We start from the raw sequence: 11900 nt of genomic DNA on the forward strand, positions 1-11900 counted from the left end.
GGTGAGCCGTTACCTCACCAACTAGCTAATGCGCCGCGGGCCCATCCTATAGCGACAGCCGAAACCGTCTTTCAATATTTCACCATGAGGTGAAATAGATTATTCGGTATTAGCCCCGGTTTCCCGGAGTTATCCCAAACTATAAGGTAGGTTGCCCACGTGTTACTCACCCGTCCGCCGCTAACGTCAAAGGAGCAAGCTCCTTCTCTGTTCGCTCGACTTGCATGTATTAGGCACGCCGCCAGCGTTCGTCCTGAGCCAGGATCAAACTCTCCATAAAAGAAATTTGATTAGCTCAAATTGTTTTGCTGGCATCATTTTGATGTCCAAAATTTTGTTTCGTTCACTAGTAAATCTAGCTACTTAAAACTTTATTGATTACGTTTTGCTTGTTCAGTTTTCAAGGTTCATGTTGTTTATTTCACTGTCACCTCTTGGCGACTTATACATAATAACATCGATTATTCATGAAAGTCAACACTAAATCATAAGTTTTTTTAAAGAGACTTATTTTTTATTTAAAATTATAGAAACGAGGTTGTTATTATGATCCGAAAAACGTTGATTTCACTGCTCCTAATCGGCATTCTCTTTGTTTTTCTAAAGCCTATAAATTCCACGATGATTTCTGTATTTAATATTGCTAACGCACCAGTTGTCGTTACAAAAGGTCATTACGGCACATCTCTGGTTGTAGAGATTTCATTCTCTGATGAGTCTCTAATGGAATGGCTTAAAACAGTGAAAGAACCTTATCCGCTTCTTCTTCTAGATACCGAATGGATCAAGCGTTCACCTGACCATATAAAAATTATTCAAGAGCGAAAATTACCTACAGGACTACTTGGACCAAAGGATTCAGTAGAAGAGCCTGTTAACATTAAGCTTGTACAAAAGGATATTGATATTTATGAACAATATTTGAAGGAAAAGCCACTCTGGTTTGCTACTCAGAATCATCAGTATTCACAAGACTTGCAAAAATCTTTGTTTCAGCAACAAATGAATTTGCTATCTCCTTCTCTTATTTGGCAGGGTGAGAAAACACCTAAACTCCAAAAAGGGGACTTTGTATTTGTTCCACTACACCAAGATAGCTCTTTTACTTTGAAAGAACTTAATACTTTAATACGACAAAATAAGTTTATGTCAATTGAGGAAAATATATTTGGCTATAAAGTGCAAACTAAAAAATCTCCATAAAAAAATTGCCTCTATTTTGTAGGAGGCAATTTTTTTCATTTAAGCATTTTTTGCTTGTTCTTGGCGCGCTTTACGACGTGCTTCTAATTTTTGACGATCTTCATCGGATTTTGCATTATATTTAGGCAATACTAATAATTGATATGCATTAACCGCTAATAACGGGAATAATAACAATGCGACATATTCATTAATATTTTCATCACGACCCATTAACGCAATTGTCCATTCCAAAGTTGTAATGACAATCATGAAGAAAAGAGCAGAAATGAATACATGTTTTTTCCCTGTTAATTTTACTTTTTGAACAGCTGTAGCTATGGCTCCAAAAATGAGAACAATTAATAATCCAACATAGAATAACCAGCTTTGCCCATCCTTTACACCAGGTACAAAACGGAAGAAAATAATATCAAAAATTGTAATTGCAATGAGTAAAAGCTGTACCCAATTCCATAATGTAAGTGTTCTAAAGATATTTACACCTACTTGATGGAGTGTTAAATAAGCGAAAAAACCAGCTTGTGCAATAACACTCATTGTAAATCCTAAGAAGACCATCCATAATAGTCCAGCGAAAAATTCTCCCCAATGACCGTTTGCTATGTATGGTTGGAAGAAATCCCAGCGAATAAATAAACTAAAAGCTCCGTTGACTACCCCACCAACGAGCATTGCAAAGAAGAAAAACTTTGCCCAATTTCGTATCGTCACAACTAAAAGTCCCCCAATTTCTCAATATATCTGTCCTTATTTTATCAATGCATTGTTAAAAAAGCTATTTCTCATCTTTCCCAATACATAAAGTCATCAGAAATGTGAACAATAATTGAAAGAGTCTATCTATAGAAAGGACTGATTGTCGATGCGAAAATTCACCATATTACTGATTCTAATGCTATTTCTTTCTGCCTGTTCACAAGATAAAACCTCTACTATGTCCTATGATGAAATAAAAAAAATTATGATTGACTCTTTACAAACAGAGGACGGTAAAAAGGCATTGCGACAGCTTTTAGAAGAGCCCAGTTTCCGTGAGCTGTTGATTTTAGAGCATGATGAAGTGAAAAAAGCTACTGAGGAAACATTACTTTCCAAGGAAGCAGAAGACTTTTGGAAGAAAACCTTTGAAGATCCAAAGTTTAAGGAAACAGTTGCGAAAAGTATGCAAAAACAGCAACAGGATATTATGAAGGACTTAATAAAAGATCCAACTTTCCAAAAGGATATGGAAGCCTTTTTTGGACAGCCTGATATGCAGAAACAGCTAGAGACTATCCTTAAATCCTCCAATATGCGAAAGCAAATGGAGGAAGTAGTAAAGGAAACAATCGAAAGCCCTTTAATGCAATCTAAATGGCAAGAGCTAATTAAAAAGAGCGGTGAAACACCTTCATCTGGAAGTGGCGATAAGAAAGAAGCAAGTGGGCAAAGTGGTGGCAGTGGTGGCACTGATAAGGAGCAAAAAGGCACAGAATAATCGTGGATTATTAAAAAACGGATTTCCTCCAAAAAGGATGGAAATCCGTTTTTTATTATTTATTTAATTTATCAATAATTTTCGTCGCGACGTCTAAATAAATTTGTCCAGTAGTATGTTTTTCAGCATATACTGATGGTGCGAAATCCGCATCTGTCCAATCTGGTTGCCCAAGTGGGATTTGTCCAAGTAGCTCCGTACGAAGCTCCTCTGCTAGTTTAGGACCTCCGCCTTGCCCAAAGACAAACTCTTTCTCACCTGATTTCGATTCGAACCAAGCCATGTTTTCAATTACACCTAAAATTTCATGGTCTGTTTGCAGAGCCATGGCACCTGCACGAGCTGCAACGAATGCTGCTGTTGGGTGAGGTGTTGTGACTACAATCTCTTTTGATGATGGTAACATTTGATGAATATCTAATGCAACATCACCTGTGCCTGGTGGTAAATCTAATAGTAAGTAGTCAAGCTCTCCCCATTCTACATCACGGAAGAATTGATCTAATACTTTACCTAACATTGGGCCACGCCATACAATTGGTGCATTATTTTCTACAAAGAAGCCCATTGAAATCATTTTTACACCAAAACGATCAACTGGGAAAATACGATTATCGACTACTTTAGGCATATCCGTTACACCCATCATATCGGGCACACTAAAACCATAAATATCTGCATCGATTAAGCCCACTTTTTTGCCTAGACGAGCTAGGGCAACCGCTAAGTTAACCGAAACTGTTGATTTACCTACTCCACCTTTACCCGAAGCAATTGAAATAACTTGAACTGTACTAAGTGGCGATAAAATATCCTGTGCTTCAGATTCTGTTGCTGTGCCACGGAAGCTTTGAAGCTTTTTAGCTGATAGCTCTTCAAAACGAATACCAACTGTGTTTACACCCGCTTCTTTTAACATCTCAACAATTTTCATTTGTAGTTGTAATTGTTCAGGTGTATTCAATTTAGCAATCGCAACTTTTACACTGACATGATTTTTTTCTTCTTTTATTGCTACGTTTGTAATACCATCTGTTTCTGCAAGCGATTTATGTAAAAATGGATCTTGTAGTTGTCCTAGTATTTCTCGTACTTGTTGTTCAGTAATCACGACGAACACTCCCCTTATATTGTCTCAATGTTAGTATATCATAAATGATTTAATTTACGTTGTGATGTTGCTCTACTCAACTTTCGCTAATAGATACTCTTCTATACCTTCAACAATAGCATCTGCCATTTTTTCTTGGTAATTCTTATCGGTAAGTAAAGCCCGTTCTTCATCATTACTAATAAACCCAGTCTCTACTAATGCCGCAGGTACTTCTGCTTTTTTCAGTAAATAAATCTGCTTAATAGACAATGCTTCTCGGTCTGTATTTTTTAAATTAGTACGAATGGACTCTTGAATACTTTTTGCAAGTATCTCACCGTCAGCATGTCCCTCCTTATGATAAAACACCTGTGCACCACGCCATTTTGTTTCTGGAATAGCATTGGCGTGTATGGTAATAAACACATCTGGTTTTTCTTTTTCTACAATATCCTTTCGTAAAAAGATATCCTGTTTTTTACGCTCTCTTAACGTTCCATACTTTTCTGATGGCGCGTGTTCATCAATAACATCACCATTTTTTGTTCTTGTCATGATGACTGTTGCGCCTTTCTTCTTCAATTTCTTCTCCACGTGCTGAGAAATTGCAAGTGTAATATCCTTTTCAATGACTTCGCCCTTTGAAGCCCCTCCATCCTCCCCACCATGCCCTGCATCAATGACAATTTTTATGCCACCAAGTGGGTCTGGTAAAAAGAAGTTACGGTCCGAAGCATTTGTTTCATATGCCACGACCACTATACTCATAAGCATAATTACTCCTAGTGCCAGCCAGCGCTTCACCCATATCCACCACCCTTTTACATTTAGTGTACGAAGTTAGTGGAGAAACTATGCCAGAAAGAAAAAAAAACTCACAAGTATTCAACTTGAGAGTTTTTAACTTCTTCTATAGTAAGGGAGGAAGAACAATTTTATTGCAGTGTAAATTCTGGTTTAAATTCCCCTTCATAGGGTTCATGCTCAACAAACACAGTTATCTCATTTCCATTTTTATCTTTACCTGTTCTTTTATACGTAAACTTCTTATCATTCATTTCAGTAATTTCAAGAGCCACACCATATTTATTATCACCAAGTGAAACGTGAGCTCTGATTTTATTGTCATGAATGACGTCAAAGTAGCCATAATCACCGCGGCTTTTGCCTGTTTCAGGGTTAAAGAATTCATATTTATTCGTTTCTGCATCGTATTTTGCAATACTAATGAAATTTGAATTAAATTCGGTTACATCATTACCATTTTCATCTAAAGCAACTGTGCCCTGCCATAATGTATTAGCTAAAATTTCATCGCCGTCTACATCTGTTACGATATCTCCTGTAGTCGCATTAAGAGTTTTATCTGGATCTGTAAATGTAAGCTCTTTTTCTTGATAAGGGATATGCTCCACAAAGACTTCTACATCGTTACCAGTAGCATCTTTCCCCATTCGTTTATAAGTGAAGATATCGCTATTTAATTCTGTGATCTCTACTAGTGCTTGATAATTTTTGGATTCAGAAATTAGAATCCTTTGTTTCCCATCATTTGTAATGAAGAATGTTCCTTTATCATCACGACTTTCGCCAGTAGTAGCATCAAAAAATTCATAATGACCTGTCTTCATATCATATTTAGCCAAGCCAATAAAGTTTGAGTTTTCCGCAGTTAAATCGTTGTTATCTTTATCATATACTTTCGTACCCTGCCAGTTTGTAGCACTTAGAATAGTTGCCATGGCTTGACCCTTTGTGAGTTGCTCTTGTGCTTGATCTTTCGTTGTATTTTCTGTAGCAACGCTTTCTGTTTTTGTTCCCTCACCATTCGTCGTATTGCCTTTCACAGGCTCCTTATCTTGACATGCTGCAAGTAGTGCCATTGCTGCAACAGATACCATCAATAATTTCTTCATACCTACTTACCTCCATTTTTTGCTTTATATTTTTTAGTTACACCAAACCCACTCTTGAAAGGCATGTTGTAGCTTTCATAATTCATAATAAAATGCATTGTTAAACTCCCTCTAAATAATTTCTTAAAAAAGCATAAACTTATCCGAAAATATTTTTAATATTTTTAAATTTGTGCAGAAATAACAATAATTATGCTAAGAAAACTATTTAAAGTTTGATAAATATACTAAAAGACGCGTTCTACTGGACGGTGAAGGTGATAAAAATGAGCGATCATTTAATTATTGCTGCCGGGAATAGAGAAACGGTTCAAGTCCTAACACTTCTACAAGAAGGGGGCGGCTGATATCAATGCCACCAATCAAACAGTACGGGCTCTTATTCAGTAGATTTAATATATTGAGAAAAATGTATTGAGCTTGTCAAAAATGCATTGAAAGCAGGTGATGAGTCCTTTTTGTAGCTGGAAAATGGTGAGGGGTTAGCCGAAGATTGAAATCATATGTCTAACTGTGACAATACACAGCACATCCTGAATTCGCATTAGCACGTTGAGCAGCTGAAAGTAGGGTCGTTGAGGAAAGAAGAATAGCAGCCGTTTATACTTTCGGTGAACATTGCCCTATGTGCAGCAGCCCACGATTGGGTTGGTTTAGGGAGAATCTTTATGCTAGCTCGTCCAAACTGCTTACACAATGAAATAGACATCGCTACTAACTAAGTGTTCGTCATTGAGTTATTCAACAACAGGTACACCAGCTTCATCGACAATTTCATCAGAAATCATATTAAGCCATATTCGGGCAACTATAACGATTGCTTTTTATAATTATTCTATTCATACAAAAAGACCCTTTCCACAAAAGTAGAAAGAGTCTTTGATAGAAAAATTTGAAATTAACGTTTTGAGAACTGAGGTGCACGACGAGCGCCGCGTAGACCTGGTTTTTTACGTTCTTTCATGCGTGAATCACGAGTAAGTAATCCAGCTGATTTTAATGCAGCACGGAAATCTGGGTCTACTTGAAGTAGAGCACGAGCGATACCGTGACGAACAGCACCAGCTTGACCAGTGTATCCACCACCGTTAACGTTTACGTGGATGTCATAGCTTCCTGTAGTTTCAGTAGCTACTAATGGTTGTTTAATTACTTCACGTAATGCAGCGAATGGTACGTATTCTTCGATTTCACGTTTGTTGATAACAATTTTACCTGTACCTGGTACTAAACGTACGCGAGCTACAGAGCTTTTACGGCGACCAGTGCCGATGTATTGAACTTGTGCCAAAGTAATATCCTCCTCTTAATTTATATTATCCGCGAAGCTCGTATGCTTCTGGTTTTTGTGCAGCATGTGGATGCTCTGTTCCAGTGTAAACATTAAGTTTAGTGAACATTTTACGACCTAAAGAGTTTTTAGGAAGCATTCCTTTAACTGCTAGTTCGATCATTCTTGTTGGGTACTTGTCTAGCATTTCACCAGCAGTACGAGTTTTTAAACCACCTGCGAATTGAGTGTGGTGACGGTAAAGTTTACCTTCTAATTTGTTACCAGTTAAATGGATTTTGTCAGCGTTGATGATGATTACGTGATCACCTGTGTCAACGTTTGGTGTGAATGTTGGTTTATGTTTACCACGTAAGATTGCAGCTACTTCAGAAGCTAAACGTCCAAGAGTTTGGCCTTCTGCATCAACTACTAACCATTTACGGTCTACTTCGTGACCTTTAGCCATGAATGTTGTACGCATGTATATATCCTCCTAATCGATTCGATTACCGTTATTTTTCATTAAACTACACTATAAGTTTTCGGGGCTTATTTGTGGTGGTAATGAAAATACCATCTGTTATCATATAATGAATGACTTTTAAAGTCAAGCAATTTCATTAAACACCTGGTAAAGTTGTTTCGAGGTTGAAAGTGACACTAATAGAATACTTTTTCTAAGTACAAACCTTGTGGTGGCGCGGTTTTCCCAGCTTTATCCCGATCTTCTGAAGCGACTACCAGTGCTATATTTTCAATCGTCCGGCGATCTATACCTACTTCCCAAAGTGTACCTGCAATAATTCGAACCATATTATATAAGAAGCCATTGCCTTCAATAACCATATGAAGCTCTTCCCCATGCCATTCAAATTGTAGTGAAGTTACTGTTCTTACTTTATCCTGCACGCTTGTATTGGCTGCGCAGAAGCATGAAAAGTCATGTGTCCCTATGATAGCTTGAGCAGCCTTCTGCATTGCAACCACATCCGGTTTGACCCCGTTTGTATTAACTGTATAATGTCTCCGAAATGGATTTTGAATAGGCTCACAGGACCAAATATAACGGTATCGCTTCCCAGTTACACTATAACGTGCATGAAAGTCATGTGCTACTTCTTCTACAGACAATACGCGAATATCTCTAGGTAGCTGTACATTCAAAGCTTTACGATACTTGTCAGTTGGAATGGCTAGTGGTGTATCAAAATGCAACGTTTGCCCTGTAGCATGAACCCTAGCATCTGTACGTCCACTTGCGGTCACCTTCACTTTTTCCTCTTTATGCATAATGGCTAATACACGTTCTATTTCTGCCTGTACGGTGCGTTCCCCAGGCTGTACTTGATAGCCTGAGAAATGTGTACCGTCATAGCTAATAATTATTTTTAATCGTCGCATAAAGCATACTCCTTTAACTTCTATAGAAGAATAGCAATACACCTATTGCTACTAATAATACAAGCGCAAATGTATCGCCCATATCCCATTTTAGCTTACGATATCTAGTACGCCCTTCCCCTCCGCGGTAGCCTCTTACTTCCATCGCTGTGGCTAAATCTTCGGCCCTCTTAAATGCGCTCACAAAAAGAGGTACTAGTAATGGGACTACAGCTTTAATACGGTCTTTTATTGGACCCGAGGATAGATCAGAGCCTCGTGCCATTTGTGCTTTCATAATCTTATCTGTTTCATCCATTAAAGTTGGAATGAAGCGTAAAGAAATCGACATCATTAAAGCTAATTCATGGACAGGTACTTTCAACGTCTTCAAAGGATTTAAAAGGACTTCAATACCGTCTGTAATGGAAATCGGTGACGTCGTTAAAGTTAAGATAGATGTTATAAATACTAATACTAGAAAACGTATTGAAATATAAACCCCACGTCTAATCCCCTCATCGTATATGGTAATATACTTCGAGTCAAAAACGGGAACGCCTTCCTTCGTCATAAAAATATGAAGCAAGAAGGTGAAGGCCATCAAAAAGAGAACTGGTTTAAGACCGTTTATCAAAAAATACAAGCGAATTCGTGATATTAATACAACAAGCAGTGTGAAGGCCAAAAGCATGGCATATGTTACTGTATTATTAGCCAAAAATACTATAATAATAAAGGCAAATACGAAGATTAGCTTAGAGCGTGGATCCAGTTTATGAACGGGAGAGTCTCCTGGCAAGAAGCGTCCAAAAATCATTTTTTCCATCATGATTCCGCACGCTCCTCTCTTAGTACTTGAGCAATTTCAGCTGCAAGTTCTTCTTCGGTTAAACAAACTTTTGATAAGGATTTCCCTAGCATTTGCTCCATCTTTTGCTGAAAGCGTACAATACGTGGCGGTTCTAAGCGAAAGCTCTTTAATGTATCAACATCCTTAAATATATTTCGCGGTGTTCCACTTAAAACATTTTTTCCTTCATGCATAATTACAATATTATCAGCATATCGGGCAGCGTCTTCCATGCTATGCGTCACAAGAATGGTTGTCAGGTGACGTTCCTGATGAAGCTGATAAAACATATCCATAATTTCTTTCTGACCACGTGGATCTAAGCCCGCGGTAGGTTCATCCAGCACAATTACTTCAGGGTCCATCGCTAAAACACCTGCTATTGCTACTCGACGCATTTGACCTCCCGACAAATCAAACGGAGATTTTTCTAGGACATCTTCTGGTAACCCTACTAAGCTGACAAGTTCCCTTGCACGATTTTCGGCTTCCTTTTCTGCTACGCCAAAGTTCATGGGACCAAACATAATATCCTTTAACACTGTTTCTTCAAATAACTGATGCTCAGGGAATTGAAAGACAATACCAACCTTTTGTCGTACAGCTTTTAAATCCTTTGCTTTTTTACCAGCTACCACTACACGATCCCCGATATGTACTTCTCCTGAAGTGGGTCTTAGAAGTGCATTAAAATGTTGGAGAATAGTTGATTTACCAGAACCAGTATGACCAATAATGGCTTGATACGTGTGTGATGGGATATTGAATTCTACATCGAATAATGCCCGTTTTTCAAAAGGCGTACCTTTTGCATAAGCATAGCTTACTTGTTGAAGTTTGATGTCCATAAATCATTCACCAACTCTTCTTCTGTCATATGTTGTCCCATTAATGGAACACCTTCCTTTTGCAATAGCTTTGATAACTTTAGCGCAAATGGCAAGTCTAGTCCAAATTCCACTAGCTTGTCCCCAAGAGCAAATATTTCAGCAGGGGTACCTTCTGCAAACTTCTTCCCATCATTCATAAAAAGTATACGATCTGCTAGCATCGCCTCCTCTAAATCATGGGTTATGGATAGGACAGTAAGTCCTGTTTCAGCTCGTAAAGTTTGAACAGTTTGTAATACCTCTCCACGTCCCTGTGGATCTAGCATCGAAGTAGCCTCATCTAATATAAGAAGCTTCGGCTTTAATGCAAGCGCTCCTGCAATAGCGACACGCTGCTTTTGCCCTCCTGATAAATGGTGTGGCTCATGATCTAAAAAGTGGCTCATTTTTACTTGTTCTAGTGCCGCATGAACACGATGTACCATTTCTTCAAAAGGCACGCCATTGTTTTCTAATGCAAACGCAACATCATCCTGTACGGTTGCACCTACAAATTGATTGTCGGGGTTTTGAAAAACCATTCCCATGAGAGAACGAGACTCCCAAAGGTTTTCTTCATTTAATGGTTCCCGCAGTATGCGTACATCTCCCTCTTGAGGGAATAGCAAACCATTCATCAACTTTGCAATAGTTGACTTTCCAGAACCATTGTGTCCTACGATGGCAATCCATTCTCCCTCTTCAACGGCGAAGCTAACATTTTCGACAGCATTACGATTATTTGGTTCTTCTGGTGTATATGAAAAAGTCACATTATTTAAAGATAAAATTTCAGGCATTTCTAGAACTCCTCTCTCCATGCTCAGCTCTACTAACTAACTTACACTTTTTTATGTATGAATTCTACTACAATCCCTATGTCTATAAAAGTAAAACATTAAAATAATTAAATGTTCTAGTACGGGTGTGATTCACGAAAATATTAAACCCATATATTAAAAAAAGCACCACAAATTGGCGCTATCCTTAGTAATAAAAAAGCGCGCACCTCATTCAATAGAAATGCGCTAGTCGTTACATTTTCAAGAAATAAGGGTGCTCAAGCCCTTATTTCTCCTGAATGAGGTGCGGAGAGCTAAACGAGACGCCACACCTTAGTGTCCGCTCATCATAACGCTCAGCTTAATTATTTGTCGTATAAATCATTTATAAAGAAAGAGGGTGGTGATTCCCACCCTCTTCACCACAAGTTTTCTAGTATGATTAAACTAGTTCAATCACAACTACAGGTGCACCGTCACCACGACGAGGACCTACTTTAAGAATACGAGTGTAACCACCTTGACGCTCTGCATAACGTGGTGCAACATCATCAAATAACTTTTGAAGTGCAAATGATGTTGTTTCGTTACCTTCTGCATCAGTCGTTGTTACTAGTTCACGACGGATGAATGCAGCAGCTTGACGGCGTGCATGTAAATCTCCGCGCTTACCTAAAGTAATCATTTTTTCAACAGCTTTACGTACTTCTTTAGCGCGAGCCTCAGTAGTTTCGATACGCTCGTTGATGATTAAATCAGTAGCTAAGTCACGTAACATCGCTTTACGTTGAGAACTTGTACGACCAAGTTTTCTGTAACCCATGGATGTTTCCCTCCTTTATAGAAAAAATCTGACCTTGTTAGTTTTGTTTAAATCGCTTAGTCTTCTTTGCGTAATCCTAAACCAAGCTCTTCTAACTTCGCTTTTACTTCTTCTAGTGACTTACGTCCAAGGTTACGAACTTTCATCATGTCGTCTTCTGACTTATTCGCAAGTTCTAGTACTGTGTTAATACCAGCGCGTTTTAAGCAGTTGTAAGAACGAACAGAA

At 38.3% G+C, this 11900-nt stretch carries 14 protein-coding genes, 1 rRNA gene and 1 pseudogene; 3 read left to right on the forward strand and 13 right to left on the reverse strand.

Going from position 1 to position 11900, the window contains the following annotated elements; all coding sequences use genetic code 11:
- A 16S ribosomal RNA gene (locus ACOZBY_RS16020) occupies positions 1-280 on the reverse strand; the annotation flags it as partial.
- 266 nt (positions 281-546) lie between these two features.
- Between ACOZBY_RS16020 and ACOZBY_RS16025 the strand changes: the two genes are divergently transcribed.
- Complete coding sequence (locus tag ACOZBY_RS16025; RefSeq protein ID WP_036217758.1) at positions 547-1203, forward strand: hypothetical protein; 657 nt, start codon at positions 547-549, stop codon at positions 1201-1203.
- Positions 1204-1242: 39 nt separating this feature from the next.
- Here the strand turns inward: ACOZBY_RS16025 and ACOZBY_RS16030 are convergent, their stop codons facing one another.
- The gene (locus ACOZBY_RS16030) at positions 1243-1917 is read right to left on the reverse strand and encodes a KinB-signaling pathway activation protein (protein WP_012296040.1); all 675 of its coding nucleotides are present in this window, start codon (positions 1915-1917) and stop codon (positions 1243-1245) included.
- A gap of 151 nt (positions 1918-2068) precedes the next feature.
- On the opposite strand from ACOZBY_RS16030, the gene gerD reads away from it, so the two are divergent.
- Positions 2069-2683 carry a spore germination lipoprotein GerD gene (gene gerD / locus ACOZBY_RS16035; protein ID WP_031416707.1) on the forward strand — a complete coding sequence of 205 codons (615 nt, stop codon included), beginning with the start codon at positions 2069-2071 and terminating at the stop codon, positions 2681-2683.
- Between the two features lie 55 nt (positions 2684-2738).
- Here gerD and ACOZBY_RS16040 read toward each other — a convergent pair whose 3' ends face one another.
- From ACOZBY_RS16040 to ACOZBY_RS16050, 3 genes are all read right to left on the reverse strand, one after another.
- The gene (locus tag ACOZBY_RS16040) at positions 2739-3794 is read right to left on the reverse strand and encodes a P-loop NTPase (protein WP_422762550.1); all 1056 of its coding nucleotides are present in this window, start codon (positions 3792-3794) and stop codon (positions 2739-2741) included.
- 72 nt (positions 3795-3866) lie between these two features.
- A complete protein-coding gene (locus ACOZBY_RS16045; RefSeq protein ID WP_012296043.1) occupies positions 3867-4580 on the reverse strand; it encodes an N-acetylmuramoyl-L-alanine amidase in 714 nt (237 codons plus the stop codon).
- A 131-nt stretch (positions 4581-4711) separates the two neighbouring features.
- Positions 4712-5659, reverse strand: coding sequence for a DUF4822 domain-containing protein (locus ACOZBY_RS16050; RefSeq protein WP_373561626.1), 948 nt, complete (start codon positions 5657-5659; stop codon positions 4712-4714).
- Positions 5660-6105: 446 nt separating this feature from the next.
- Here ACOZBY_RS16050 and ACOZBY_RS16055 point away from each other — a divergent pair.
- Positions 6106-6389: pseudogene (locus ACOZBY_RS16055) on the forward strand (nucleoside deaminase); the annotation flags it as partial.
- 201 nt (positions 6390-6590) lie between these two features.
- On the opposite strand, the gene rpsI reads toward ACOZBY_RS16055, so the two are convergent.
- From rpsI to ACOZBY_RS16095, 8 genes are all read right to left on the reverse strand, one after another.
- On the reverse strand, positions 6591-6983 hold the full coding sequence (rpsI, locus tag ACOZBY_RS16060; protein ID WP_004233744.1) for a 30S ribosomal protein S9: 393 nt from the start codon (positions 6981-6983) through the stop codon (positions 6591-6593).
- 25 nt (positions 6984-7008) lie between these two features.
- Complete coding sequence (gene rplM, locus ACOZBY_RS16065; RefSeq protein WP_004233742.1) at positions 7009-7446, reverse strand: 50S ribosomal protein L13; 438 nt, start codon at positions 7444-7446, stop codon at positions 7009-7011.
- A 179-nt stretch (positions 7447-7625) separates the two neighbouring features.
- The gene (truA, locus tag ACOZBY_RS16070) at positions 7626-8366 is read right to left on the reverse strand and encodes a tRNA pseudouridine(38-40) synthase TruA (protein WP_197148753.1); all 741 of its coding nucleotides are present in this window, start codon (positions 8364-8366) and stop codon (positions 7626-7628) included.
- Between the two features lie 13 nt (positions 8367-8379).
- The gene (locus tag ACOZBY_RS16075) at positions 8380-9177 is read right to left on the reverse strand and encodes an energy-coupling factor transporter transmembrane component T family protein (protein WP_012296048.1); all 798 of its coding nucleotides are present in this window, start codon (positions 9175-9177) and stop codon (positions 8380-8382) included.
- Positions 9174-10046, reverse strand: a complete 873-nt coding sequence (locus tag ACOZBY_RS16080; RefSeq protein ID WP_012296049.1) for an energy-coupling factor ABC transporter ATP-binding protein — start codon at positions 10044-10046, stop codon at positions 9174-9176. Before ACOZBY_RS16080 ends, ACOZBY_RS16075 begins: the two co-directional genes overlap by 4 nt.
- Positions 10022-10867, reverse strand: a complete 846-nt coding sequence (locus ACOZBY_RS16085; RefSeq protein ID WP_012296050.1) for an energy-coupling factor ABC transporter ATP-binding protein — start codon at positions 10865-10867, stop codon at positions 10022-10024. Before ACOZBY_RS16085 ends, ACOZBY_RS16080 begins: the two co-directional genes overlap by 25 nt.
- Positions 10868-11291: 424 nt before the next feature.
- The gene (gene rplQ, locus ACOZBY_RS16090) at positions 11292-11672 is read right to left on the reverse strand and encodes a 50S ribosomal protein L17 (RefSeq protein WP_012296051.1); all 381 of its coding nucleotides are present in this window, start codon (positions 11670-11672) and stop codon (positions 11292-11294) included.
- 56 nt (positions 11673-11728) lie between these two features.
- Positions 11729-11900, reverse strand: a 172-nt coding sequence (locus ACOZBY_RS16095; protein WP_422762569.1) for a DNA-directed RNA polymerase subunit alpha C-terminal domain-containing protein, incomplete at its 5' end; no start/stop codon positions are given.

Source organism: Lysinibacillus sp. NPDC056220 (assembly GCF_049315265.1).
GTDB classification, from domain to species: domain Bacteria; phylum Bacillota; class Bacilli; order Bacillales_A; family Planococcaceae; genus Lysinibacillus; species Lysinibacillus pinottii.

Bases quoted from the DNA above. Each gene is read 5' to 3' on its own strand.
- gerD (WP_031416707.1), top strand. From the start codon at position 2,069: ATGCGAAAATTCACCATATTACTGATTCTAATGCTATTTCTTTCTGCC.
- rplM (WP_004233742.1), bottom strand. From the start codon at position 7,446: ATGCGTACAACATTCATGGCTAAAGGTCACGAAGTAGACCGTAAATGG.
- ACOZBY_RS16085 (WP_012296050.1), bottom strand. From the start codon at position 10,867: ATGCCTGAAATTTTATCTTTAAATAATGTGACTTTTTCATATACACCA.
- ACOZBY_RS16080 (WP_012296049.1), bottom strand. From the start codon at position 10,046: ATGGACATCAAACTTCAACAAGTAAGCTATGCTTATGCAAAAGGTACG.
- ACOZBY_RS16050 (WP_373561626.1), bottom strand. From the start codon at position 5,659: ATGGCACTACTTGCAGCATGTCAAGATAAGGAGCCTGTGAAAGGCAAT.
- truA (WP_197148753.1), bottom strand. From the start codon at position 8,366: ATGCGACGATTAAAAATAATTATTAGCTATGACGGTACACATTTCTCA.
- ACOZBY_RS16025 (WP_036217758.1), top strand. From the start codon at position 547: ATGATCCGAAAAACGTTGATTTCACTGCTCCTAATCGGCATTCTCTTT.
- rplQ (WP_012296051.1), bottom strand. From the start codon at position 11,672: ATGGGTTACAGAAAACTTGGTCGTACAAGTTCTCAACGTAAAGCGATG.
- ACOZBY_RS16075 (WP_012296048.1), bottom strand. From the start codon at position 9,177: ATGATGGAAAAAATGATTTTTGGACGCTTCTTGCCAGGAGACTCTCCC.